19 protein-coding genes and 1 pseudogene are annotated in these 23,870 nt (G+C 68.1%); 14 read left to right on the top strand and 6 right to left on the bottom strand.

The annotated features are described in order from the left end of the window. Positions 1 to 55 precede the first annotated feature (55 nt). The gene (locus AB4Y94_RS15180; protein ID WP_441728776.1) at positions 56 to 562 is read right to left on the bottom strand and encodes a hypothetical protein; all 507 of its coding nucleotides are present in this window, start codon (positions 560 to 562) and stop codon (positions 56 to 58) included. Positions 563 to 756: 194 nt separating this feature from the next. Beyond that, entirely contained in the window at positions 757 to 963 is a 207-nt protein-coding gene (locus AB4Y94_RS15175) for a DUF2795 domain-containing protein (protein ID WP_441728775.1), read from the bottom strand. A 153-nt stretch (positions 964 to 1,116) separates the two neighbouring features. On the opposite strand from AB4Y94_RS15175, the gene AB4Y94_RS15170 reads away from it, so the two are divergent. The 3 genes from AB4Y94_RS15170 (at position 1,117) to AB4Y94_RS15160 (ending at position 5,099) form a co-directional block, all read left to right on the top strand. Next, positions 1,117 to 1,737, top strand: coding sequence for a thymidine kinase (locus tag AB4Y94_RS15170; protein ID WP_441728773.1), 621 nt, complete (start codon positions 1,117 to 1,119; stop codon positions 1,735 to 1,737). 132 nt (positions 1,738 to 1,869) lie between these two features. Next, on the top strand, positions 1,870 to 2,523 hold the full coding sequence (locus AB4Y94_RS15165; protein ID WP_441728772.1) for a response regulator: 654 nt from the start codon (positions 1,870 to 1,872) through the stop codon (positions 2,521 to 2,523). Then, positions 2,520 to 5,099, top strand: a complete 2,580-nt coding sequence (locus tag AB4Y94_RS15160) for a sensor histidine kinase (RefSeq protein WP_441728770.1) — start codon at positions 2,520 to 2,522, stop codon at positions 5,097 to 5,099. The genes AB4Y94_RS15165 and AB4Y94_RS15160 overlap by 4 nt, the downstream gene beginning before the upstream one ends. A gap of 297 nt (positions 5,100 to 5,396) precedes the next feature. On the opposite strand, the gene AB4Y94_RS15155 is transcribed toward AB4Y94_RS15160, so the two are convergent. Both AB4Y94_RS15155 and AB4Y94_RS15150 read right to left on the bottom strand, forming a co-directional pair. Beyond that, a complete protein-coding gene (locus AB4Y94_RS15155) occupies positions 5,397 to 6,167 on the bottom strand; it encodes an META domain-containing protein (RefSeq protein ID WP_441728768.1) in 771 nt (256 codons plus the stop codon). A 70-nt stretch (positions 6,168 to 6,237) separates the two neighbouring features. Continuing rightward, positions 6,238 to 7,185: a helix-turn-helix domain-containing protein gene (locus AB4Y94_RS15150; protein WP_441728767.1), complete on the bottom strand. Its 948-nt coding sequence runs from the start codon at positions 7,183 to 7,185 to the stop codon at positions 6,238 to 6,240. A gap of 266 nt (positions 7,186 to 7,451) precedes the next feature. On the opposite strand from AB4Y94_RS15150, the gene AB4Y94_RS15145 reads away from it, so the two are divergent. The 6 genes and pseudogenes from AB4Y94_RS15145 (at position 7,452) to AB4Y94_RS15120 (ending at position 15,628) form a co-directional block, all read left to right on the top strand. Continuing rightward, a complete protein-coding gene (locus AB4Y94_RS15145) occupies positions 7,452 to 9,122 on the top strand; it encodes an MFS transporter (RefSeq protein ID WP_441728766.1) in 1,671 nt (556 codons plus the stop codon). Further along, positions 9,119 to 10,674, top strand: a pseudogene (locus AB4Y94_RS15140) (SLC13 family permease). Before AB4Y94_RS15145 ends, AB4Y94_RS15140 begins: the two are co-directional and overlap by 4 nt. Positions 10,675 to 10,839: 165 nt before the next feature. After that, positions 10,840 to 12,372 carry a leucyl aminopeptidase gene (locus AB4Y94_RS15135; RefSeq protein ID WP_441728765.1) on the top strand — a complete coding sequence of 511 codons (1,533 nt, stop codon included), beginning with the start codon at positions 10,840 to 10,842 and terminating at the stop codon, positions 12,370 to 12,372. Between the two features lie 11 nt (positions 12,373 to 12,383). After that, positions 12,384 to 13,442, top strand: coding sequence for an AI-2E family transporter (locus tag AB4Y94_RS15130; protein WP_441728763.1), 1,059 nt, complete (start codon positions 12,384 to 12,386; stop codon positions 13,440 to 13,442). Positions 13,443 to 13,486: 44 nt separating this feature from the next. Beyond that, the gene (cls, locus tag AB4Y94_RS15125) at positions 13,487 to 14,941 is read left to right on the top strand and encodes a cardiolipin synthase (RefSeq protein ID WP_441728761.1); all 1,455 of its coding nucleotides are present in this window, start codon (positions 13,487 to 13,489) and stop codon (positions 14,939 to 14,941) included. Between the two features lie 6 nt (positions 14,942 to 14,947). Further along, a complete protein-coding gene (locus AB4Y94_RS15120; protein ID WP_441728760.1) occupies positions 14,948 to 15,628 on the top strand; it encodes a GAP family protein in 681 nt (226 codons plus the stop codon). A 67-nt stretch (positions 15,629 to 15,695) separates the two neighbouring features. On the opposite strand, the gene AB4Y94_RS15115 is transcribed toward AB4Y94_RS15120, so the two are convergent. Together AB4Y94_RS15115 and AB4Y94_RS15110 are read right to left on the bottom strand one after the other, a co-directional pair. Further along, positions 15,696 to 17,219, bottom strand: a complete 1,524-nt coding sequence (locus tag AB4Y94_RS15115; RefSeq protein WP_441728759.1) for a DUF222 domain-containing protein — start codon at positions 17,217 to 17,219, stop codon at positions 15,696 to 15,698. A 298-nt stretch (positions 17,220 to 17,517) separates the two neighbouring features. Beyond that, positions 17,518 to 18,255 carry a CPBP family intramembrane glutamic endopeptidase gene (locus tag AB4Y94_RS15110; RefSeq protein WP_441728758.1) on the bottom strand — a complete coding sequence of 246 codons (738 nt, stop codon included), beginning with the start codon at positions 18,253 to 18,255 and terminating at the stop codon, positions 17,518 to 17,520. 141 nt (positions 18,256 to 18,396) lie between these two features. On the opposite strand from AB4Y94_RS15110, the gene AB4Y94_RS15105 reads away from it, so the two are divergent. The 5 genes from AB4Y94_RS15105 to AB4Y94_RS15085 all read left to right on the top strand — a co-directional run bounded on the left by AB4Y94_RS15105 (position 18,397) and on the right by AB4Y94_RS15085 (position 23,863). Then, positions 18,397 to 19,002, top strand: coding sequence for a helix-turn-helix domain-containing protein (locus tag AB4Y94_RS15105; RefSeq protein ID WP_441728757.1), 606 nt, complete (start codon positions 18,397 to 18,399; stop codon positions 19,000 to 19,002). A gap of 117 nt (positions 19,003 to 19,119) precedes the next feature. Next, positions 19,120 to 20,415 carry an MFS transporter gene (locus tag AB4Y94_RS15100; protein WP_441728755.1) on the top strand — a complete coding sequence of 432 codons (1,296 nt, stop codon included), beginning with the start codon at positions 19,120 to 19,122 and terminating at the stop codon, positions 20,413 to 20,415. A gap of 9 nt (positions 20,416 to 20,424) precedes the next feature. Next, positions 20,425 to 21,789, top strand: coding sequence for an FAD-dependent oxidoreductase (locus AB4Y94_RS15095; protein WP_441728754.1), 1,365 nt, complete (start codon positions 20,425 to 20,427; stop codon positions 21,787 to 21,789). Next, positions 21,786 to 23,039 carry a CaiB/BaiF CoA transferase family protein gene (locus tag AB4Y94_RS15090; RefSeq protein ID WP_441728753.1) on the top strand — a complete coding sequence of 418 codons (1,254 nt, stop codon included), beginning with the start codon at positions 21,786 to 21,788 and terminating at the stop codon, positions 23,037 to 23,039. The genes AB4Y94_RS15095 and AB4Y94_RS15090 overlap by 4 nt, the downstream gene beginning before the upstream one ends. After that, positions 23,036 to 23,863, top strand: a complete 828-nt coding sequence (locus AB4Y94_RS15085; protein WP_441728751.1) for an enoyl-CoA hydratase-related protein — start codon at positions 23,036 to 23,038, stop codon at positions 23,861 to 23,863. Before AB4Y94_RS15090 ends, AB4Y94_RS15085 begins: the two co-directional genes overlap by 4 nt. Positions 23,864 to 23,870 lie beyond the last annotated feature (7 nt).

Genomic DNA, 23,870 nt, shown 5'->3' with positions numbered 1-23,870 from the left:
ACCTTCAGTTCTCGTGCGCGAGGCGCGTTGCGGTGGTGCGGTGTGCGTGCTGCGACTAGCTCGCTGCGAGGTAGATCGGAACCGACGCGCCCTTGCAGGCGTCCTGGTTGGAGGAGAGGTTCTTCATGCTGATGGTCACGGTGCCGCTGATCGAGGCGCCCGGGGCGATCTGGCCGTAGGTGATGGTGGGCGTTCCCACGGTGTAGTCGGCGGCCGAACAGCCGGCTCCGGTGGCGATCGTCCACGTTCCGTTGGTGGAGGTGGCGACGGAAGCGGCGACGTTGCTGAGGATCTGGTTTCCGGTGCCGGGGTTGGTGACGGTGAAGGCGACGGTCTGGCTGCCGGTGCCGCCGGGGGCGAGGGCGGTTCCGGTTGCAGCGGTGGTGGTGACGGTGAAGGGGACGTTGGTTCCGCTGGAGGCGGTACCGGCGCCGTTACCCGTCGAGGTCCAGTAGGCGAACGCCGCCCCGCTGCCGGCCGCGACCAGCACGGCGGACGTGATGAGGATGGCGATGCGCTTGCGACCCTTGGTGCGCTTCGTGGTGGTGGTGGACTTCGTCATGAGCTTCCCCGATTGGTGTGGTTGGTGGTGTGATTCGAACGTATCCACCCGATCGGGCCGGAATCGGGTTCCAGAGTCAACCTTGATCAAGGCCTGAGGGAAGCTTGAGAATCCCGCGCCGGAGCATCCTCGAACAGGGCACAAAAAACGGGCCGGGCTTCATTGCCCGACCCGTTCTCGACTGCCCCGAAGCGTCAGACGGCCGTTGCGAGGTCACTCTCCAGCGCCGAGCGCACATCCCAGGTGCCGTTGAACGAGCGGTTGGGAAGGGACTCCAGAAGGAGGACCAGCTGGCCCTCTGCGCCTTCGTATCGAGCCAGGCGGAGCAGGTCGTCTCGGGTTGCCGGGTAGTCGGTTTCCGCGAGCAGCTCTTGCAGGGTCAAAATTCCCGAATCGATCATGAGTGCACCTTTCGACGGTTGCACCCCGGAGAGGGGGGCGGTTTTTCCACGGTAGACCTGCGGTCCACCGCCATCAAGGGGTTGACTGGATTTTGGGAGCCGCAGCGGAGCATATCCGGGAGGCACCGGCATCCGCGCCGGTAAACTTCCCGGGTGGCGAAACTCTATTTCCGGTACGGGGCAATGAACAGCGGCAAGAGCACGTCGATGCTGCAAGCCGCATACAACTATGAGGAGCGGGGCCACCGGGTGCTCCTGGCCAAGCCCGCCATCGACACCAAGGGCGACATGGGCATCCTGTCTCGCCTGGGCGTGACCCGGGCCGTCGATTACCTGCTTGCCCCCACAACGGATGCCTACGCCGAGTTCGAGGCGCACCGTTCCCAGACCCTGTCCCGCACCGGGCTCGATGTCAGTGCGCTCCTGGTGGATGAGGCCCAGTTCCTCACCGAGACCCAGGTCGACGACCTCTTGCGGATCGCGATCATCGAGAATGTGCCGGTGCTGGCCTACGGCATCCGCACCGATTTCCAGACCGTCGCCTTCCCGGGGAGCCGCCGCCTCCTCGAGGTCGCCCACAGCCTGGAGGAGCTGAAGACCATCTGCCGCTGCGGGCGCAAGGCCGTGTTCAACGGGCGCAAGATCGACGGCGCGTTCGTCTTCGATGGCGACCAGGTGGCCATCGACGGGGTTGCCGTCACCTATGAGTCCCTGTGCGGCGCCTGCTACCTCGAAGAGAGCCACGGCGTTCTGAACAATCGCCGGCGCACCTAGCACCGTCGACCCCAGTAGGGGTCGACACGCCGGTGGAGCCCCTCCGGCCTGCCCTAGAATTGGCCATAGGCCAGCAAAAAAGCCGTCACTTCGGCGGTCGCGTCTGTGGCCGGTCGAGTGGAGGACATGGGCATGGTGCACTACCGCGTCGCCTTGATCGACGACCATGAGATCGTGGCCAGGGGCTTCGCCGACCTGTTCTCGACCATCCCCGATGTCGACGTGGTCGCATCCGTCAGCACCGTCGGTGAGCTGCTCGACTCCCTTTCGCCCGACGAACGCATCGACCTGGCCATCCTCGACCTGCGCCTCTCCGACGGTTCCGCCGTCGCCGACAATGTCGACCGGCTCCGTGGGGCGGAGATGGAAGTCCTCGCCTTCACCGGGGGCGACGATGCCCAGTCGATGCGCGCCGCCGCACGCAGCGGGGTGCTCGGCGTGGTGCGCAAGTCGGAACCGACCACCGTGCTGCTTGACGCCATCACCCGCGCCGCCGCTGGGGAACCGATCGCCTCCACCGAGTGGGCCGCCGCCCTCGATGGCGACCCTGAGCTCTCCGACGCCGGACTCAGCCCCCGTGAGCGCGAGGTGCTGTCGCTCTACGCCGCCGGGGCCAAGGCTCCGCTGGTCGCGGCGCGAACCGGCCTGAGCGAATTGACGGTCGTCGACTATATCCGCCGTGTGCGGTCGAAGTACGAGCGCGTCGGGCGCCCCGCGAGCACCAAGATCGACCTGTACAAGCGCGCCCTGGAGGACGGCATCCTGCCGATCCCCGGCCAGTCATGAGCGGCACGCAGTCCTCGCTGAACGCGCCTGCGGATGCCGCGTCGCACCACCCGCAGGCGGATCCAGCGGATGCCGTGTCACTTCTGCCGCAGGCGGCTCCCGCGGATGCTGGGTCGCACCACCCGGGGGCGGCTCCGGCCGGGCCGCGCGCGGCGATGCCCGCCCGCCCGGCCGGTGAAGGCGCTGTCGAACCGGGAGCCGAGCGACTGGTTCGCATCGTGGCCGGCGCGATCGGCGTTTCCGCCGTCGTCTTCGGCGTGCTCTCGTTCGACTCCTTCCGGGCCCAGGCCTCGCAGGACGCCTTCTGGATCTCGATCACGATCTGGCTGCTGGCGTTCGGCCTGCCGACGGTGTTCGGCCTGCTCTCCCGCTGGGCGCCGATGCGGGTGCTGCGCCGCATCGCCCTCGCCGAGGGAGTCGTCTTCGTGATCATCCTCGTGAGCTGGTTACTGCTGCGTTCGCATCCGCTGCCAACGGGCTCCGACATCCCCTGGGTGGTGACCTTCACCGGGCTGCCCACCGTCAGCGTGGCGATCGTGGTCAGGCCTCGTACGGCGTGGGCGTACACACTCCTTGCCTGTGCCATGAGTGGGCTGGTTCGTGCCGCAACCTCCGCAGGGCCCCACCCGCTGCTCACCGGCGTCGAGGACGCCCTGTACTCCTTGCTCCTGATGAGCGTGTTCGTCGGTCTTGCCCTCGCCGCCCGTCGCGGCGCCGGCCAGGTCGCCCGCGCCGCTGCCCTGGACCGCGCGGCCGTGAGCGAGAGCGCCGCGCGGGTGGCGCGGAAGCAGGAGCGGCTGCTCATCGACGCGTTGGTGCATGACAGCGTGATCTCGACCCTGCTGTCGGCCGGTACCGGGCGCGCCGACAGCCGCGAACTGTCGCAACACGCGGCTCGCACGCTGGCGCAGATCGACGCGCTGCAGCATCCGTCCGCCGGACGCGTGGTGATGCGCGCCGAACTCGAGCGCCGCCTTCGCCAGTTGACTGCCGACATCGCACCGGATGCCGACTTCCAGACCCGCATCGATGCGGACGGAGAGGTGCCGCCCGAGATTGCTGCGGCGCTGGTGGGGGCAGTGAGGGAAGCGCTCCGCAACTCCGTCACCTATGCCGGGCGCGACGGGCGCGCCGTCGCGCGCTCGGTCACTCTCCGGTGCACCGGCACTGGACTCCGGATCGAGGTCCGCGATGACGGGGCCGGCTTCGAGCCGGCGGAGGTGCGCGCGGAACGCCTCGGGATCACCCGCAGCATCCTGGGGCGGGTCAACAGCCTGGCGGGATGCTCGGCGAGCGTCGTCTCGCACCCGGGCGCCGGCACCGAAGTGATTCTGTCCTGGAGTGGCGGGACCGGCGGCGTGCCCGACTCGGCCGGCTCCGCGGGCTTCGCGGGCTTCGCGGACTCTGCCGGCTCTGCGGGCTCGGCGGGCTCTGCGGGCTCGGCGGCAAACGGTGCCGTGTGGGCCGAGACCGTGCGGGCCGGCACCGTGCGGGGCGGCACTGTGCGGGCCGACTCCGTGCGGGCCGAGACCGTGCGGACCGACACCGTGCCCGCCGATCCGCGGCCCGCGGCGCCCATCGCGGTTCCGCTCACCGGCATGCTGGGCCTGTCGACGCCCATTGCCCGGATGATCCTTGGCCTGTTCGTGGTCGTGCATGCGGTACTCGCCTTCTTCGACGAGGAGCCCGGGTTCCTCCTCGAGTTCTGCGCGTTCCTCGGCATCATCGCCGCCGCGGTCTGGGTCACCCGCGCCGCAACCTATCCGCTGCCCCGCGATCGCACCATGGGCATCCTCGCGGTGCTGGCCATCGCCGAAGTCCTGATGTGCCTCCAGGTGCCCGCCGTGGGCGCGGCGCCGTTCGCGTACTGGCACGTGGGCGCCATCACGCTGCTGCTGCTGATCCTCGCGGTCCGGGGACGGCCCGGCTGGGCCTGGGCCGGCTACGCCGGGCTGTTCGCGGCATCCGTCGCCTGGGCGGTTCTGAGCGGGCTGTCGGTGGGAGCCGGTGTCGACCTTGTCATCCGTCACTCCGGGACGCTCCTGGCCGGAACCCTGTTCGCGGTGGGACTGCGCGGTTCGATGAGCGCGCTCGCGGCCCTGAACAGCCAGCTGAGCCGGAACGAAGCGGCAGAGGCCACGGAGATCGCGGCGATTGAGGAGCGGCAGGCCCAACTGGCCCGGCTGAACACGCTCGCCCGGCCCGCCCTGGAGCGGCTCGCCAGCCCGCACCACCTGGGTGAGGCGGAGCGTGCCGACTGTCTGCTGGTGGAGGCGAGCCTCCGCGACGCCATCCGGGCGCGAGCCCTGTTCCTGGAACCGGTGACGTCAGCCGCCCGGGCCGCCCGCATTCGCGGCATCGACGTCACTCTGCTCGACGACAGTGGCGACCAGCCACCCGTCGATATGGACCCGGTCGCCCGCATCGTCGCCGACCAATTGGATTCCGCGGTCTCCGGCCGGCTGATCGCCCGCGTGCTTCCCGCCGATCGCGCAGTCCTGGCCACCATCGTGGTCGAGGGCGCGGAGCACCGGATGCTCGCGGTCACGCCCGCCGGCGACCTCCGCGACGCGTAGTCGCACCCGGCCGGCGCCGCGCTCGCATTATTCAGGAGACTCCGTACCAGCGGTGCGTCCTGTGCCGAGGCGCCCCTGATCTTCCTGAATAATTCACGGCACTTCGTCCGGTGCGGGTATCAGGGGCGACCCGGTCGAGCGCGGGATGCCCCGGATGGTTCGCGCTGAGGATTCTTCCACGCGCGGATGGCCTGCCCGCCGCGCGTGGTCAAATCCGCAGCGTGAGCGAATGTGGCGTGGCGGAATCCGTAGCGTGAGCCGGCCCGATGAGGGGCAGCGCTACCCAGTCCCCCGGAATCAGAACCCCGAGAGCTGGCCGAGTTCGGCCCCACCCGTGCCGAACATGCTCATCACGTCACCGTCAACCGTTCCCCGCACCGCGAGGTTCAGCCAGGTGTCGACCCCCTCGCACGCCTTCAACGTGGTCGCACCAGGCTGCAGGACCACCGAACCGGGATCCGAACCGCTGTCCCAGGTGCCGGTCAGCAGGTTGCAGCCGTCATTGCCGGTGTACGTCCGGTCGGTGCTGATGGAGAGGAACGGCGACTCGGGCGTTCGGTTCTCGGCCCAATACCCGATCGGCAGCGCGCCCGGCCCCACTCGGGGATTCTTCGTGCGGATCAAATCGGTGGTGGTCGAGCGATCGGCGCTGTGCAAGGTCAGCGAGTCCCCTTCCACGATGAAGATGCGCGCGAACGAGACAGCAAGTGGCAGCTGCGCTCCGGCGCAGTTCATCATGGTTTGCGGTCCGGTGCGGGTGACCAGGACGCCGCTTTCGGCGACCTCCCAGTGCCCCTTCACCCGATTGCATCCGTCGGACGCGCTCCAGGTTCCATCGTCCAGGAACGTCACGAACGGCTGCTCGGGTGAATCGAACCGGCTGTCGATGGTCCAGGTCCCCACAAGTTCGTGCGCTGCTTCCACCGATGCCGGGGTCGCCGATGCCGGGGCCGGCGGCGGCCCGCTGCTCGAGCACCCGGACAACGCCACGGCGACACCCAGAAACGCGACTGCACCGAGTGCCCGGCCCACGAACCGACCTGACGCGATCCCGATTCCCCGACTCACCACGGGCCTCCCTCCAGCGATGACTAACTCTCGCCTGCCGGAACGGCCCGCGCCCATGACAGTCGCGCAACTAGACAGCCTCAGGCGCATAACTCATGTTGCCCTCGGCGTGCGCCCGGTAGTCGGAGGGGAGGGAGCGGTAGTTCGTCTTGAACGCGGACCTCAGCTCGAACGATGAGCGAAAGCCCGCGCAGCTGGCAATCTCGGCGATGGTCAGCTCTGTCGCCCCCGGGGCCCCCAACAGCAGGGCAGCGGATGCCGCGCGACGCCGGCTGAGCTCGGTGGTCACCGAGGTTCCGCTGTCTTCGAAGGCGCGCTGCAGGTGGCGAAGTGACACCCCGAGGCGCGCGGCGACTCCGGTGGGGTTGAGGTCGGGGTCCCGGTGCCCAGAGTCGATCTCGGTGATGGCGCGTCCACGGAGCCCGACCCGAAGTTCCTCGCTGTCCATGGCGTACCCCTCGCTCTCCAGGAACATCCCCACGATGAGGTCTTCGATGGTGCGCTCGGCGACGTTCAGGCCGATGGCGCTCGGGGTCCAGCCGGTGTGCACGGTGCCGAGTGCGAAGCTCAGCAGCGGCGCCCGAAGCGACGCCGATCCGCTGATGATGTACCGGTGCGGCGCCACCCGGATGCCGCGCTCATGCAGCCGGGACCGCGGCAGGTGGATCACGAGGCATCGCGTCGGCTCGGCGCTGCTGACCTCGAACGCGCTCCAGTCGGTGACGGCGAACGCGCTGCCGGGCCCGAAGGCTGTTCCCTCGGCCCCGCGGGGTCCTAGGCGCATGGAATTGCTGAGCATGTACCCCACGCAGAGCGACTCCGTCTGGGCCAGTTCGGCGCCGGACACCCGGGCGGCGGACTGCGTGGTCATCATCACACCCAGCTCGCCGAACTCCCGCCTCTGCACGGAGAAGTGAAACGTGGAGGACTCTGGAATCCGGATCGCCCGGGCGAAGGATGCCAGCTGCGCGTCGGGGAACGTGCCGGCCGCGGCGCCGCCGACCAGTTGCGCGAGCACGTGCCGTGTCGCGATGGGAGATAACGGTGTCCACATAGCTTTCCCCGGCCGCCACTGGTTCACGCGGTGCGGCGCCCGAACCGGGTGCAGCATGCCCAAGTGGCACCGTGGCCGTCTTCCCTCGATTATTGAACCCCACCGCGAAAAGAGCAATCCTCGCGTTCGCGCGCCAGTAGCTGTGCAGTACCGCGCCAATCCTGAAAACCGCGTCGGGTGGCGGTTTAATCTGGCTGCGTCCACCTGCTGCACCGGGACAGGAGCGCGTCATGACCACACTCACCGCACCGGCGGAAACGGGCCGCGAGACCAAAGCCTCCTGGCTCCCGCTGATCGTCGTCGTGCTCACCCAGATCCAGGTGTCCTTCGCGGTCAACGCCCTGACGGTCTCCATGCACGGGATCACCACCGACCTGGACACCCCGGCCACCAGCGTCGGTACCGCAATCACGGCCGGCACGTTCGCGATGGCGGCGTTCATCCTGCTCGGCGCCAAGATCGGCGCCAAATTCGGTACCCGGCGGGTGTTCCAGATCGCACTGGTCATCCACGGGGCGGCGATGGCGGCCGTCATGCTGAGCGTCAGCCCGGCGATGCTGTTCATCGCGCAGGCGGCATCGGGAGCCGTGATCGCGTTGATCGCACCGGCGTTGACGGTCTTCATCGCGGCGAACTTCCACGGGGAGCAGCAGGCGAAATCCATCGGCTACCTCGCGGCGGCGATCCCCGCGGCCGGGGTCCTGGCCCTGCTCATCGCCGGCACGTTCGCTTCCACGATCGGGTGGCGCTATTCGTTCGCGCTCGTTGTGGTGCTGGCGCTGGTGAACATCCTGCTCAGCTTCCGGCTGAAGCTGATCGCGCCGCAGACGGATGTGCGCATCGACTGGGTAGGTGCCGGGCTGGCCGCGGTGTGCATCATCCTTCTCAGCTTCGGCTTCAGCGGCCTGAACAGCTGGGGCGTGCTCCTGGCGACGCCGGGCGCCCCCTTCGACATCCTCGGCATCTCGCCGGCCCCGATCCTGGTGCTGCTCGGGCTCATCGTCGGCCAGGCCTTCTTCATGTGGATCCGCAGGCGCCAGGCCGAGCGAAAATACCGCATCTTCGACCTTGACGTGCTGAAGTCGGGCGAAGAGAAGGCCGTGACGGCCTGCATGGCGGTCATGCTGTTCGTCGGCACCGCCGCCAACTTCCTGATCCCGCTCTACATCCAGATCGTGCAGGGCCGCACCAGCCTGCAGACGTCGATCTCGATCATCCCCTATACACTGTCGATCTTCGTCGCGAGTTCCGTGGTCGCCGTGCTTTACAAGCGGATGACGCCCCGCTGGATCGCGCGGATCGGTTTCGTCGTCGTCGCCCTGGCCCTCATCCTCCTCGCATTCACCATCCGGAACGAATGGGGGCAGTTCTTCGTGGTGGTGGGCCTGATCACACTGGGCCTCGGCCAAGGCGCCATCGTTGCGCTGGTGTTCAACACCCTCCTCACCGCCGCCCCCAAGTCGCTCGCCGGTGACGTGGGCGCCTGGCGCGGCCTGGTGCACAACCTCTCCGGCAGCGTCGGCATCGCGGTGGCGAGCGTCTTCGCCGTGGGGCTGCTCGGTTCGATCATCACCAGCAGCCTCGACGGCAACGAGGCCATCCCGAAGGAGCTGACCTCGCAGGTCAACCTCGACAGCGTGAACTTCGTCTCCAACGACCACCTGGACGACGTCCTGGCCGGGACGGACGCGACCCCGGCCCAGGTCGACGAGGCGATCAGGATCAACGAAGACGCGCGGCTCCGCGCGCTCAACGTGTCGCTGCTGGCCCTGGCCGCCATCTCACTGCTGGCCATCATCCCGGCCGGCAAGATGCCGGGACGCATTCCCGGTGATCTGGTGGTCAGCGACCTGAACGCCACCCCTGACACCCGTGACGAACCGACGCGCGAGCATCCGTGAATGACATCGCGATCACGCTCCTGATCCTGCTGCTGGCCGTCGTCGCGTTCGTCTGGAACAAACTGCCGGTGGGCATCGTGGCGATCGGAGTCGCGGTCGCGCTGTATGCCACCGGGGTGCTCACCGTGGAACAGTCGCTGGCGGGTTTCGGCGACCCCGTGATCGTGTTCATCGCCGCCCTGTTCGTGGTCAGCGAGGGGCTCGACGCTACCGGGGTGACCACGAGGGCCGGGCAGTTGCTGATCGACCACGCCGGGCCGAACCCGCGGCGGATGGTCGTCCTGGTGATGCTGCTGGTCGCCGTGCTGACCGCGCTGATCAGCGTGAACGGGGCGGTCGCCGCACTGCTTCCGATGGTGGTCGTGCTCTGTGTGCGGATGACGCAACCCCCGTCCCAGATGCTGATCCGCTGGCGTTCGGCGCGCACGCCGGGTCGCTGCTGGTGCTGACCGGAACCCCGGTGAACGTGCTGATCCTGGAGCTCGCGGTGCACGCAGGGGAGCGGCCGATCGGGTTCTTCGAGTTCGGGCTGGTGGGTCTGCCCCTGGTCGCCGGCACGATCCTGATCACGGTGCTGCTCGGGCCCCGGCTCCTCCCGCGCCGGGTGGCGAAGTCCGCGCCCCGCGACCTCAGCGCGCACGCCGCGACCCTCGCCGAGCAGTATTCACTGACCGATGCCAACGCCCAGATCAACCGGGAGTCCGGCATGAAAGAGGTGGTCGTGCTGCCGCGTTCCCCGATGGTGGGGGAGACGGTGTTTCCGGGCATGGTCACCGACAGCGGCGACCTGGTCGTGGTGGCCATCCAGCGCGCCGGTGAGGATCGCGGCCGCACCGCGCTCGCCGTCGGTGACGTCATGCTGCTGCGCGGAACCTGGGCGGCGCTGGAGACGAACGCGGGTGACCCCGGCATCGCCGTGGTCGACGCACCGCAGCTGATCCGGCGGCAGGCCGTTCCGATGGGGCCGCGGGCGAAGACATCGCTGGTGATCCTGGCCGGGATGGTGGTGCTGCTGGCGACCGGGCTGGTTCCCCCGGCGATCGCCGCCCTCCTGGCCGCTGTCGCCATGGTGCTCCTGCGGGTGGTCACCGTCTACCACGCGCACCGGTCGATCTCCTGGACCACCCTGATCCTGGTAGGCGGGATGATTCCACTCTCCACCGCCATCCAGTCCAGCGGCGCCGCCGACGTCATCGCGCACGGGCTGGTCGATGTTGTCGGCGGTGGAGGACCATACCTGCTGGTGGCGGGTGTCTCGCTGGTGACCCTGCTACTCGGCCAGCTGATCAGCAACATGGCCACGGCGCTCATCGTCGCCCCGATCGCGATCGCCATCGCGGCGGAGACCGGGATCTCACCGCTTCCGCTGCTGATGGCGGTGGCGGTGACCGCCGCGGCATCCTTCTTCACCCCGGTCGCGACCCCCGCCAACACGATGGTGATGGGCCCGGGCGGCTACGCGTTCGGCGACTACTGGAAATTGGGCCTTCCCCTCGCGGCGCTGTTCGTGGTGGTGGCAACCTTCCTGGTGCCGGTGTTCTGGAGATTCTGACGCCGGATGCCGGAGCACCGTGGTCTCACGCCGCCGCGACGGCAATACTGCGCCAGAAGCCCGCTGGCTTCGCGGCCCGGACGTAGCCTGACCACAACAAATCCGCTCTCCTGAGGCACCAGGCGATGTCTGGTTCACACCGAACCAGACAGAACAGGATCGATCATGCCGTCCAGCCCCTACAAGCTCATCCCGGATACCTTCACCCCGGCGCCGTCGAGCCTCCCCGCCAACGCCGTGGGTGTGCTCGCCGTCGACGAGCTCTCCGCCGACCTCGACGCGGTCGGCTATTTCGTGGGCCCCGGCGACGACGCGCCCGACGCGGTGGACACCGAGGCGCTCCGTCTCACCGGGTTCGACGGGAAAGCCGGCAAGACCTTCCTGCAGCTGGCCAACGGCGGTCCGGCCGTCGTCGTGGTGGGCGCCGGGCCGGCGGACGAGCAGAATGAGGCGACCCTGCGCGACGCCGCAGCCGCCTTCGCCCGCGCCGCGGCGCGCTACGCGCGGCTGGGCATCAACACCGGGACCCATTTCCCGCTCGACCCCGGCGTGCGGGGGCAGGTGATCACCGAGGGCGCCGTGCTCGCGCGCTACCGCTACACGGCGGTGAAGCCGAACTCGACGAACATTCCCCTGGTCTCCCTCGACATCCTCGCCGAACCGAACGACCGGGAGGCCGTGGCCGAAGGGGTGCGCCGGGGCGAGATCGTGGCCCGGGCGGCGAATCTCGCCCGCGACCTGGCCAACTGCCCGCCGGGCCACCTCACCGCGACGGACTTCGCCGACTTCGCTGTGCAACTCGGTTCCGAACACGGGTTCGACGTCACGGTCTTCGACAAGCAGCAGATCATCGACCTGGGGTGCGGCGGCCTGCTCGGGGTCAACGCCGGCAGCGTCGAAGAGCCGCGCATCATCAAGCTGCACTACGCCCCCTCGACCGACGACGGCAGCACGGCCACCCCCACCGGCCACCTCGCGTTCGTCGGCAAGGGCATCATGTACGACTCCGGCGGCATTTCGCTGAAGCCCTCCGATCCGATGCACCTGGCCATGAAGATGGACATGGCCGGCGCCGCCGCGGTGCTCGCCGCCGTGACCACCCTCGGCGACCTGGGCTGCAGCACCGAGGTCACGGCCTTCCTGATGTGCACGGACAACATGCCCTCCGGGTCCGCGATGAAGCTCGGCGACGTGCTCACCATCCGCAACGGCACCACGGTCGAGGTCAAGAACACGGATGCCGAGGGTCGCCTGGTGATGTCCGACGCGTTGGTACTGGCCCGCGAAGAGCACCCCGACGCCATCGTCGACATCGCCACCCTCACCGGCGCGGCACTGGCCGCCCTGGGCCACCTCACCGCCGTGCTGATCGGCAACAACCCGGCCCTGGTCGAGCAGGCCAAGGCGGCGTCACGCCTCACCGATGAATCGGTGTGGGAGCTGCCGCTGGAGCGCCGGTACCGCGGGCAACTGGACTCCGACGTTGCCGACATGTCGAACATGGGCGGCAAGTACGCCGGCGCCACCATCGCGGCGCTGTTCCTCGCGGACTTCGTGGACGACGTGCCGTGGGCCCATTTCGACATCGCCGGCACCATGCAGGCGGAGTCAGACGATTCCTGGCGGTCCAAGGGGGCTACCGGCTTCGGCGCCCGGCTCCTCGCCGAGCTCGCACTCGACTTCACACCCGTGACCTGAGACGCAACCAGATGAGGAGCCCCTTTCACCTGTTCCGTTCCGGGCCCTTCGTGTTCGGGTTCGTGGCGACTCTCGGGGTGCTCCTCGCGCTGCTCCTGGGCGCGGCGGTGATTTCTCTCAGTTACGCGCTCACCCTCATCTTCTTCGCGCTGTTCCTCAGCCTCGGCCTGTACCCGCTGGTACGCACGCTCTCGTCAGGCCGGCTTCCCCGCGGCGCGGCGGTGCTCATCGTCATGGTCGCCTTCCTCATCGTGGTCGGCCTGCTGATCTGGGCCATCGCACCGATCGTGACCGAACAAGCGGGGGAACTGGTCAAGACCCTCCCCGGCGGCCTCCGCCAGATCGAGCACCAGGAGTGGTTCCTCGACCTGGACGCGACCTTCGGCGGGTCCCTCGCCCCGTTCCTCCAGTCGCTGCAGGCCTCGGCCGCCGACCCCGCCGTCTGGCTCGCGATCAGCGGCGGTGCGCTGCGCGTGGGAGTGAACATCCTCAACGGAACCTTCGGCACGATCTTCGTCGTGGCCCTGACCCTGTATTTCCTGGCCTCGCTCGAGGGCATGAAGAATGCCCTGTACTCGCTGGTTCCGGCGTCCCGGCGCCGGGGTTTCATGGAGATCGCCGAGCAGATCGCCGAATCGGTCGGCAAATACCTGAGCGGCATGTTCACCCTCGCGGTGATCAACGCCGCCTTCACGTTCATCCTGCTCACCATCATGGGGGTCCGCTACGCCGGCATCCTTGCCGCGCTCGCCCTGCCCATCACCTTGATCCCCCTCGTCGGCAGCGTCATTATGACCATCATCGTCACCGTGGTGTCCCTGTTCACCTCACCGGGCACCGGCCTGGTGGTGCTGATCGTGATGCTGGTCTACCTGCAGGTCGAGGCGTACGTGCTCACTCCCCGCGTGGTGGGGAAGGCGATCAGCATCCCGGGGTCGCTGGTGCTGATCGGGGCGATGTTCGGCGGCACCCTGCTGGGCCTGCTCGGAGCGCTGGTGGCGTGCCCGGTGATGGCCTCGATCCTGCTGATCATCAAGAAGGTCGTTGTGCCGCGGCAGAACGCGGCCTGAGGGCCGGCATCCGCTCATGAACGCCCGCACATGAACGCGACCTCATGAATACGGGGGAGATCGTCGGGATCGCGCTTCTCGCCGCGCATGTGGTGCTGGGATTCACCGCGGCCGTGCTGGTCTCCGCCAACCGCCGGCCGTCGGAGGCGATCGCCTGGGTGCTCACGATCGTTTTCATCCCCTTCATCGGGGCGGTCGTGTTCCTGCTGGTGGGGTTCGGCCGGCTGCCGCGGCGGCGGCGCCAGAAGCAGCGGGAGGTGAACGCGCTGATCCTCGACCGCACCCGCGGGCTCGACCAGGTGAGCCACGGCGACGAATGGCCGGGCTGGCTGCACTCGGCCGTGCGGTTGAACCGCAACCTCAGTGCCCTTCCGATGGTCGGCGGCAACCGGATCACCCTGCTTGACCACTACGAGGGCTCCTTCGACGCGATGATCGAGTCGATCGACGCGGCCAGGGAGTACGTGCACGTCGAGTTCTACATCCTCGTGCTCGACGCGAGCACCGCGGGCTTCTTCGACGCCCTGGCCCGGGCTGCCACACGTGGCGTTTCGGTGCGGGTGCTCTCCGACCACGTCTCCGGATTCCTGTTCCCGCACCGGCGGGACACGCTCCGCGCGTTCGAGGCGATGGGTGCCACCTGGCGCGCGATGCTGCCGCTTCGCCCGCTGAGGGGCCAGTGGCAGCGACCGGATCTCCGCAACCACCGCAAGCTGGTCGTGGTCGACGGCGCCGTCGGGTTCACCGGATCGCAGAACCTCATCGACTCCAGCTACCTCAAGCGGGCGAACATCACCCGCGGCCTGCACTGGCATGAGCTGATGATCCGGGTCGAGGGTCCAATGGTCCGGGAACTCAATGCCGTGTTCGTGACCGACTGGTACAGCGAGACCGATGAGCTCGTTTCGCTGGACACCTCCCCGGTGGTCCTCGCCCGCGAGCCGGCGTTGCTCGATGCCCAGGTGCTGCCGAGCGGGCCGAGCTTCGAGAACGACAACAACCTCAAGCTCTATGCCCTCCTGATCCACAACGCCGAACGCCGGGTCAGCATCACCAGCCCGTACTTCGTCCCGGACGAGTCCACGCTCCTGGCGATCCTCACCGCCGCGTCCCGCGGGGTCGAGGTGGAGCTGTTCGTCTCGGCAGTCGGCGACCAGCCTCTGGTGTACCACGCGCAACGGTCGTACTATGAGGCACTCCTCCGAGCCGGAGTCTCCATCTACCTCTACCGGGCGCCGACCGTGTTACACGCCAAGCACTTCACCATCGACGACGAGGTGGCGGTCGTCGGATCGAGCAACATGGACATCCGTTCGTTCAGCCTGAACATGGAAGTGTCGGTGCTGGTGCACGGGCGGGACTTCGTGCGGCAACTCCGCGCGATCCAGGCCGGTTACCGGGCGCAGAGCGACAGGCTCGAGCTGGTGGAGTGGCTGAACCGGCCGCGGCGTGAGGTGGTCCGCGACAACCTCGCCCGGCTGACCTCGTCCCTGCAGTGAGCAATCATGGTCCGTGACCTTGGCGAGGTGGCAGTCCTCGGGCTGGGCATCGCCCTCAGCCCGGTGCCGATCATCGCGATCCTCCTGATGATCCTGTCGCCGAAGGGCATGCGGGCCAGCGCGGGTTTCGCCGCGGGCTGGGTGGTCGGTGTCGCCTTCGCCGTGACCGTGCTCAGTTACCTGGCGTCCCTGCTGCCCTCCTTGGAAGATGCGGTGCCGCGTGAGGTGATTGTCCTGGTCGCCGTCGGGCTGGGTGTGCTGCTCGCCGTGTTCGGGCTGGTGAAGGAACTCCGTCGGCGGCGCGCGAACCGTTCCGGCGAGGACGCCGCCCTGCCGCGGTGGCTGGCGATCGTCGACAACTTCACCCGGCTTCGGGCGCTCGTGATCGGCTTCACCTATTCGGCCTTCCGCCCCAAGAGTCTCATCATCGCGATCGCCGCCGGCCTCATCATCGGCCGGGCCGATTTCGGGGTCGGGGGCGTGTTCGGCGCCGTGGCCCTCTTCACCGGCGTGGCGTCGCTCACGATCGTGGGCCCGGTGCTCGCCGTCGCCTGGGGCGGCGACGCGGCTCGCTCGACCGCCCACCGGCTTCGAGCCTGGCTGCTCAGGCACATTGCCACGGTGACCAACTGGGCGCTGGTCGCATTCGGGCTGGTGCTGATCACCGTCGGCGTCGTGTACGCCTGATCGGTCAGGGTTTCGTCGTCCGCCAATACCGTTCGGGTTCGCCCGCTGCTGCTCCCCAGATGCATCCTCATCCAGATGACTGATAGTTGGCTGGCCCTGCTGCCGGCCCTGCTGCCGCCCCTGCTAGTACGCCTCCCTCCATGTGTCCCGGCGGGTCGCCGCCCGGTCTGCTGCCGGCGTCACCGAATGTGCGGAGCATCATCGGGCTCTTGCTTGGCATGGGTCTCAGCGTTTGAGCCGGGTCCACGGTCGCGGGCGGCATGAGCCAGTACGCACCATCGGCCGGCACGATCTCCCAGTGGTTGTTGTGCAGCAGGAGATGATGGAAACGGCACAAGAGGATTCCCAGGGCGATATCGGTGGGGCCGTCGTCCCGCTTCCAGTGCTCGACGTGGTGCGCCTCGGTCCACGAGGCGGGTTTGTCGCAACCCGGCCAGCGGCAGCCGCCGTCACGTACGGTGAGACCGATCCGCTGCCGGGCGGTGAAACGCCGCTGCTCACGTCCGACGTTGATGCATTGGCCGTCGTCGTCGAACTTGACGCCGACGTGGCCGCTCTCGCAGAGGTACCGTTCGACAGTTTCGAATGGAACCGGGTCGGGGTGCCCCTCCAGGTAGCCAACGCCCCCGTGAGCATTCATGGTCTCCTCGGTGACCATGACCCGCACGGCGGGCGACCGGCGTCCGATCATGATCGCGCCCGGGTCGGCGTTCGCCCCCAGTCGCAGCAGCGCCAGGAGCGCGTCTGCGGCGATCTGCGCGGTGGACCGTTCATCATTCTCCAGGGCCTCGGCCTGGGCCTGTTCCGCCGGGTCGATGAACCGGGGTCCGCCGCGGCGCGGGCTGGTCGCCTGGTCATAAAGGTTCTTCACGAACAAGCCGTCTTCCGGGTCTAGCAGCGCGAGCACTCGGTACATGCCGTCGGCCTGACGCCAGATCTTGAACGTACGGCTCTCGTGTTGTGTCTTTGCCCGCCGGAGGATGCCGTCTTGGTCCATCTCATCGCGCAGGCGGCGGGCCCGTCGGTACAGCGAATCCGCGTCCATACCCGCGGCCTCGCCGACCATGAACTCCGCCGCGGCGAGGAGCTTCTCGGCCGGAACGCCGGCATCGACGACGCCGAGCCCTTTTCGAATCGCCTCTGCCGCGTCAACAGCCAGCGCGCCGCGGGAAACAGCCCTGGCCACCGGCGACAGCCAGGGAGTCGCTGCGAACGGTGAGCCAGGATCGTCGCGCATCAGCCGGTCCGCTGCTTCTGTTTCGGCCATCATCGTACCGACCGCCACGAGGCGGGCCGCATCTGTGCGGGTGGAACCGATCTCGGACTGCACCATCGCCTCGGGCGTTGGGAAGCCGTTGGCCTGCGCCAATCCGCTGTGGCCGAGTTCGCGCCGTGAGCGGTGCGCGACTTCGCCGGCCCACCACGCGGCGTGACGTTCGCCCTGCTTGCGGTAGGCGGCGATCTCTGCCTGTGACGCCATCAGCTCGTCATCCGTCATCTGTCCATAGAGGGCCGCACCGCCTCGCTCGACCGTGGTCTCGGCGACCACCGCGGTGGCCGTCCGAAACGATTCGGCGAGGGATAAAGGCATGCTTTGACGATAGCCAACTGCGCACGTTCATTTGAGGGAACCTCACTGATCAGTGCAGAACTTCCCAACCACGCCACCTGTGGAGGAGCGAACACCGCAGTCAACGTCTCCTGACCAGCGCTCTTGGAGAAGCGCGGCTTCCCCAGGGACAGCGCCCGAATCGAATGACGATCTCCCGAAGCCTCATCTTCGCTGTTGGGGCCTTCCGCATCGAGAAGCCGGCGATCGCCTCGCCGCAGTCGGTCCCGGCGCCAACGAGATTCGGATGCTGCTCAGAAAGGCCGCCGGACCGCCCGCGTCAGAACAGGGCGGGCAGCACGACCAGCGCGTTGAAGGTGATGTGCGCGATGACCGCCCCGCCGAGTCGCCCGGTGAATGCGGCGACGGATGCGGCCGCCAGCCCGAACACCAGCGTCCCCAGGCCGGCCACCCAGGCTTCGGTGACGGTCGTGGCCTGGAGCACGTGGACGAGTGCGAACACCAGCCCGCTCACCGCGATCGCGATGCCGAGCGAAACCGCTCGTGACCCGGCGACGCTGCCCGCCACCGCCCGCAGCACCAACCCGCGGAAGAACACTTCCTCCACGAAGGGCGCGATCAGCACGGGGGCCAGCACCGCGCCGAACAGCCAGCAGCCGTCAAGCACGGTCTCGCCGAATGTCACCGCACCACCGCCCATCCGGCCGAACCCGATGATCTCGACCAGCCACGCGACCACCCGGGCCAGCATCCCGATCGACAGCCCCCAGAGCAGGTCGATCGGCCGGAATCGCAGCCCGAGGTCGCGCACCAGCGACCCGGTTCCGTGCCGGAACACGGCCACCAGTACCAACACGGCGAACGGCGCCCACACGGCCAGGTACGACAGCAGCACCCCGGCCTGGGGGGCCGTGACCCGCGGGCTCACCACCAGAACGAGCAGGATGGCGAGGACGACGCCCACCGCGGCATCCGTCAGCCACGACCGGTGAACCGGCCGGCGTGCGACGCCGACGGCGGATGCCGCGGTGGGCGTCGCGCCCGGTGCATGAGTCATCCTGCAAAACTATCGCGCCGCGGCCAAGGACCGTGGCGCAGCGCGGACGAGCCCGATTTCTACCCAAAACCGGAAAAACCTTTGACAAAATGAAAATCTTCATTATATTTAGGTAATTCCACAACGGCGAAGGAGCTCGGGATGACTGAAACCGCTAACGGTGCCGAATCGGCATCCGTCAACGGGCTTCTGCTCACCGTCGGCCACCAGGTCCGCGCGCTGCGGAAGGACAAGAACCTCACGCTGACCCAGTTGGCCGATGATGCCGGACTCAGTCCAGCCATCGTAAGCCAGATTGAGCGCGGATTGGCGAACCCCTCGTTCACCACCCTCGCCCAGCTGGCGCACGCGCTGGAGATTCCGGTCGGCCGCTTCTTCATCGGGCACGATGAGACGAAGTCACCCGTCGTGCGCAAGAACGAACGCCGGAACCTGCGGGGCATCGCCCGCAAGTCTCTGGGGGAAGCAGCGTACGAGCTGCTCACTCCCGACCTGAACGGCGCCCTCGAAGCCCAGTGGATTGTGAGTCCCCCCGGTCACGACACCAGTGACACCCCCTTTCGTCATGGCGGTGAAGAGTTCGGCATCGTCATTTCCGGCACCAAAGACGTCTACCTCGACGGGGAGCGACACACCCTCGAAGCCGGCGACAGCATCACGTTCGACTCCACCATTCCGCACTGGTTCACCAACCACTACGAAGAGACCTGCGTAGCAATCTGGGTGAACACACCCCCCACCTGGTGACACGAGCTGCCGGCTAGGCAGCTGGTCCGCCGACCCTCTCCGTCGTCGCGCCTCGCGCGGTCGACGTCGATGCGCCGCACCCACACACACGCACGCCACGAGAAGTGAAGGATTCAGATGCTCGACACTGCCGTTGAAACGAATGCTCGCCCAACCCGCCTTACTCCCGAGGTCCGCCGCGGGCTCCTCGGCCTGGGACTGGGAAACACCCTCGAATGGTACGACTGGATGATCTTCGGCCTCCTGTCGACCTTCATCGGGCCGAAATTCTTCCCCGACCACGACCCGCTCGCCGCCACGCTCTCCGCCCTGGCCGTCTTCGCCGTCGGGTTCGCGTTCCGCCCGCTCGGCGGAATCCTGCTCGGCACCCTCGCCGACCGCATCGGCCGTCGCCGGGTCATGCTGCTGTCGATCTACATGATGGCCATCAGCACGATCGTCATCGCGATCTCCCCCACCTATGACCAGATCGGCGTCTGGGCCGGGCTCATCCTGCTGGTCTGCCGCGTCGTGCAGGGCCTGTCCACCGGCGTCGAGGCGCCGCTGTCCACCGCCCACGCGGTCGAGCTCGCCCCGGCCGGCCGGGAAGGCCTCGTCGCCGGCATCATCTCGTCCTACGTGAACATCGGCATCCTGCTCGCCTCGCTGGTCAGTTTCCTGTGCAGCCTGGTGATCGGCGGCGAAGCCATGGGCGAGTGGGGCTGGCGGGTGCCGTTCATCATCGGCGGCCTCTTCGCCTTCGTCGTGATCTACCTCCGACGCACCCTGCCGGAGACGATGACAACGGATGAGCTGGCCGACTCGTCGTCCAAGTCCATCTGGCTCGATGTGCGCAAGCACTGGCTCAGCATCCTCGCGATCATCTTCGTGGTCGGCGCCGTGCAGGCCTACAACTACGCCTGGAACGTCGGCCTCCCGAGCGCCGCCCGCGGCAACTTCAAGGAAGACCCCACATCGGTCTTCGCCCTCACCACCATCCTCGGTGTGATCCTGGTCATCGGCAGCTACATCATCGGCAAGGTCGTCGACGGCCGCCCGCTGTCGCGCTGGTTCGTCGTCACCCGCCTGCTCGCCATCCCGTCCGTGTTCCTGATGCTGCTCTACGTCTCCCCTGGCATCGGCGGATTCGCGGCCGTGCTGCTTGGCGGGTCCATCGTGCTCGTGCTCAACATGACCCTCTACAACGTCATCAGCACCTCGCTGATGCCCAAGGCCAGCCGTGGCACCGGGGTCGCCCTCGGCTACGGCATCGGCGTCGCCGTCTTCGGCGGCACCGCCTCCTACCTGCTGGTCTGGCTTCAGTCCATCGGCGCCGACTGGGTGTTCCCGGTCTACGTGGCCGTGCTGTCGCTGCTCAGCGTCGTGTTCTACCTGCTCGCTCGCCGTTTCAACGGCATCTTCGTCGGAAAGTAAGGAACCACCGTGACCTCGTTAGACCTCCGCACCACCACAGCCGATTTGAAGGCACCCGTCATCTCCCACTCCGACATCCTGGTCGTGGGCGGTGGACCGGCCGGCGTCGCCGCCGCGGTCACCGCCGCCCGCACCGGGGCCAAGGTCACCCTCCTCGAGCGCTACTCGGCGCTCGGGGGGCTGGCCGCCGGCGGCATGGTGCTGGTGCTTGACGACATGATCAACGGCCAGGAGATCACGGTCACGGGCATCGTCTCCGAGTACGTCGAACGGCTGGAGACCCTGGGCCTCGCGGTCGTCGCACCGGAGGACGACCGCCACGCCTCCACCGACACCTGGAACAAGTGGGGCCGCTTCGGCCTGTTCGACTTCCACTCCCACAGCAACCCGAAGCCGATCTGCTACGCCGCGGCCTTCGACCCCGACGGCTGGAAGCGCGTCTCCAACGACCTGGTGCGCGAAGCCGGCGTCACCCTGCGACTGCACTCCTGGTTCTCCCGGCCGATCGTCGACAATGGCGTGATGAAGGGCGTCATCTGCGAGACCAAGGCCGGTCCGCAGGCGTTCACCGCCGACATCGTCATCGACACCACCGGCGACATCGACGTCGCCTCCCGCGCCGGCGCCAGCTACGTGCAGGACAACTACCTCACCACCCTGGTCTTCCGCCTCGGCGGCGTCGACACCGTCGCAGCGGAGAAGTTCGAGCAGGAGAACCCGAAGGAGGCGCGCGCGATCAACCGCAAGATCAAGCGGATGCTCGGCGGCGCCTGGGAACTGTGGTGGCTGAAGACCCCGATCCCCGGCATGGTCTGGTGCAACGCCCCGCACCTCACCGGCTACAACGGCGTCGACCCCGAAGACATGACCCGCGCCGAGTTCGACGCCCGCGACCGCATCTCCGAGTCCGTCGACTACGTCAAGGCAAACCTGCCCGGCTTCGAGAACTGCTACATCGTCGACGTCGCCCAGCAGATGGGCGTGCGCCAGACCCGCCTGCTCGAGGGGGAGTACGTGATGACGAAGGACGACGTCACCTCGCGCCGGCACTTCGCCGACTCGGTGGCCCGCGGCCGCGACTACTACTACCCGTACCGGTCGCTGCTGCCCAAGGAGGTGGACCAGCTGCTCGTGGCCGGCCGCCACTACTCGGCCACACCGGATGCGCAGAAGATGTCCCGCGAGATCCCGCCCTGCATGGCCATGGGCCAGGCGGTCGGTGCGGCGGCCGCGATCGCGCTTGACCAGAACATCCTGGTGCGCGAGGTCGACGCCCGCGACATCCAGCGCCAGATGCACCTGAACGGCGCCGACCCGGGAGACGTGCCCTCGGCCAACGCGACCATCGACGAGGAAGCGCTGGTGGTGGCATGACCGACACGCTGACTGCGCCGGAAACAACGGCAACCGCACCGGAGGCATCCGCTGAAACCGACGCCGTGACCCCGATGCCGCTCGCCGGAATCAAGGTCGTCGACTTCACCCAGGTGTACATGGGGCCGAGCGCCACCCAGATGCTCGGCGACTACGGCGCCGAGATCATCAAGGTCGAGCGACCCGGCTTCGGCGACATCTCGCGCAACTCCTTCCCCGACAAGGACGGCCAGGACAACCCGATCTTCCTGTCGATCAACCGCAACAAGCGCAGCCTCTCCATCGACTCCCGGAAGCCAGAGGGCCGCGAGGTGCTCTACCGGCTGATCCGGGACGCCGACGTGGTGGTGTCCAACTTCCGCAACGGCGTGATGGAGCGGATGGGCTTCGGCTACGACGACCTGAAAGAGGCCAACCCGCGCCTGATCTGGGCCTCCGGCACCGGCTTCGGCGACGTCGGCCCGTACGCCTCAAAGGGCGGGCAGGACGTCATCGCCCAGTCCTACTCCGGCGTGATGTGGCGCCGGGAAGCGGATGACGCGCCGCTCTCGACCTACTCCACCTCGCTCTGCGACTACACCACCGGCATGCACCTGATGCAGGGCATCCTGCTGGCGCTCCGCACCCGCGACGCCTCGGGTGTCGGCCAGAAGGTGGAGGTCACCATGTGGGACTCGATGCTCCACATGCAGATGCAGGAAGCCTGCATGCAACTGAACCGCGGCTACGAGGTCAACTGGGGGCAGATGCCGCTGTCCGGTGTCTTCGCCACCACGGACGGCGCGGTCACCATGGTCGGCGGCTTCACCGAGGACCCGCTCCGCCACATCTCCGCGGCGCTCGAACTCGACGAGAACCTCGGCGAGCGCCCCGAATACGCCACCCTCGACCTCCAGTTCGCCAACAAGCCGGCGCTGCAGGAGACCTTCCGGGCGGCGTTCGCCTCCAACACCACCGCCCACTGGGTGGAGCGGCTCGAGGCGGAGGGCGTGCTGAACGCGCCGGTGCACTCGCTCGCGCAGGCACTGGATGACGAGCAGACCGCCGCGAACCGCATGATCGTGGAGGCCCCGCATCCGTCGGTCGGCACGGTCAGGATGCTGAACGCGCCGATCCGGCTTTCGGCCACCCCGCCGTCTGTGCGCCGGAGCGCCCCGCGCCTCGGTGAGCACAACGTGGAGGTGCTGCTCGAGAACGGCTACGACGCCGAGACCATCGCCCACCTGCAGGAGTTGGGAGTGCTTCGATGACGATCACAACGGATGCCGCAGCCCGCGTCGCAGTTGAGCCACGCGACGAGGTGGTACTCGTCATCGAGAACCACGTCGCCACCGTCACCATCGACCGTTCGCACGTCATGAACGCGGTCGATGAGGCGACTCACGCCAGGCTCAATGAGATCTGGGACCAGATCGAGCGCGACCCGGAGGTGCGCGTCGTCGTGCTCACCGGTGCCGGGGAGCGCTCGTTCTGCGTTGGGGCCGACATGTCGGCTGCCGGTGTCGCCAAGACCGGCCTCGAGTACTGGGCCGACCTTGACCCGAACGGGTTCGGCGGGCTCAGCCTTCGCACCACGCTCGACGTGCCCGTGATCGCGCGGGTCAACGGCTACGCCCTCGGCGGCGGCATGGAGATGGTGCTCGGCTCCGACATCGTCGTGGCCGCCGACACCGCCCAGTTCGGGCTGACCGAGCCCCGGGTCGGCCGGCTCGCCCTCGACGGCGGAATCACCCAGCTGGTGCGCCGGGTGCCGTACAACCAGGCGATGGGCCTGCTCCTCACCGGGCGCAAGGCGCCGGCCGCTGAGATGCAGGGGATGGGCCTGGTCAACGAGGTCGTGCCCGCCGCCGAGCTCGACGCCGCCGTGCAGCGCTGGGTCGACCAGATCCTCGCGTGCGCCCCCACCTCGGTGCGGGCGGTGAAGCAGATGGTGACCCAGACCGCGCACCTGTCGTCGCAGGACGCCCGCGCCGTGCGGTTGCCGGCATTGATGAACGCCCTCGACAGCGCCGACTCCGCCGAGGGTGTGCGCGCCTTCCAGGAGAAGCGCAGACCGGAATGGCCCGGCAAGTGACGGAAGG

The sequence above is a fragment of the Glaciibacter sp. 2TAF33 genome, from assembly GCF_052114945.1.
Lineage (GTDB): Bacteria > Actinomycetota > Actinomycetes > Actinomycetales > Microbacteriaceae > Cryobacterium.
Note: the sequence above shows the minus strand (reverse complement) of the source record. Positions and strands in the feature narration are given on the sequence as shown.

What these genes read in the sequence shown, in the direction of transcription:
- AB4Y94_RS15180 (WP_441728776.1), bottom strand. Translation starts at nt 562, where the DNA reads ATGACGAAGTCCACCACCACCACGAAGCGCACCAAGGGTCGCAAGCGC.
- AB4Y94_RS15175 (WP_441728775.1), bottom strand. Translation starts at nt 963, where the DNA reads ATGATCGATTCGGGAATTTTGACCCTGCAAGAGCTGCTCGCGGAAACC.
- AB4Y94_RS15165 (WP_441728772.1), top strand. Translation starts at nt 1,870, where the DNA reads ATGGTGCACTACCGCGTCGCCTTGATCGACGACCATGAGATCGTGGCC.
- AB4Y94_RS15160 (WP_441728770.1), top strand. Translation starts at nt 2,520, where the DNA reads ATGAGCGGCACGCAGTCCTCGCTGAACGCGCCTGCGGATGCCGCGTCG.
- AB4Y94_RS15145 (WP_441728766.1), top strand. Translation starts at nt 7,452, where the DNA reads ATGACCACACTCACCGCACCGGCGGAAACGGGCCGCGAGACCAAAGCC.
- AB4Y94_RS15135 (WP_441728765.1), top strand. Translation starts at nt 10,840, where the DNA reads ATGCCGTCCAGCCCCTACAAGCTCATCCCGGATACCTTCACCCCGGCG.
- AB4Y94_RS15130 (WP_441728763.1), top strand. Translation starts at nt 12,384, where the DNA reads ATGAGGAGCCCCTTTCACCTGTTCCGTTCCGGGCCCTTCGTGTTCGGG.
- cls (WP_441728761.1), top strand. Translation starts at nt 13,487, where the DNA reads ATGAATACGGGGGAGATCGTCGGGATCGCGCTTCTCGCCGCGCATGTG.
- AB4Y94_RS15120 (WP_441728760.1), top strand. Translation starts at nt 14,948, where the DNA reads ATGGTCCGTGACCTTGGCGAGGTGGCAGTCCTCGGGCTGGGCATCGCC.
- AB4Y94_RS15115 (WP_441728759.1), bottom strand. Translation starts at nt 17,219, where the DNA reads ATGCCTTTATCCCTCGCCGAATCGTTTCGGACGGCCACCGCGGTGGTC.
- AB4Y94_RS15110 (WP_441728758.1), bottom strand. Translation starts at nt 18,255, where the DNA reads ATGACTCATGCACCGGGCGCGACGCCCACCGCGGCATCCGCCGTCGGC.
- AB4Y94_RS15105 (WP_441728757.1), top strand. Translation starts at nt 18,397, where the DNA reads ATGACTGAAACCGCTAACGGTGCCGAATCGGCATCCGTCAACGGGCTT.
- AB4Y94_RS15100 (WP_441728755.1), top strand. Translation starts at nt 19,120, where the DNA reads ATGCTCGACACTGCCGTTGAAACGAATGCTCGCCCAACCCGCCTTACT.
- AB4Y94_RS15090 (WP_441728753.1), top strand. Translation starts at nt 21,786, where the DNA reads ATGACCGACACGCTGACTGCGCCGGAAACAACGGCAACCGCACCGGAG.
- AB4Y94_RS15085 (WP_441728751.1), top strand. Translation starts at nt 23,036, where the DNA reads ATGACGATCACAACGGATGCCGCAGCCCGCGTCGCAGTTGAGCCACGC.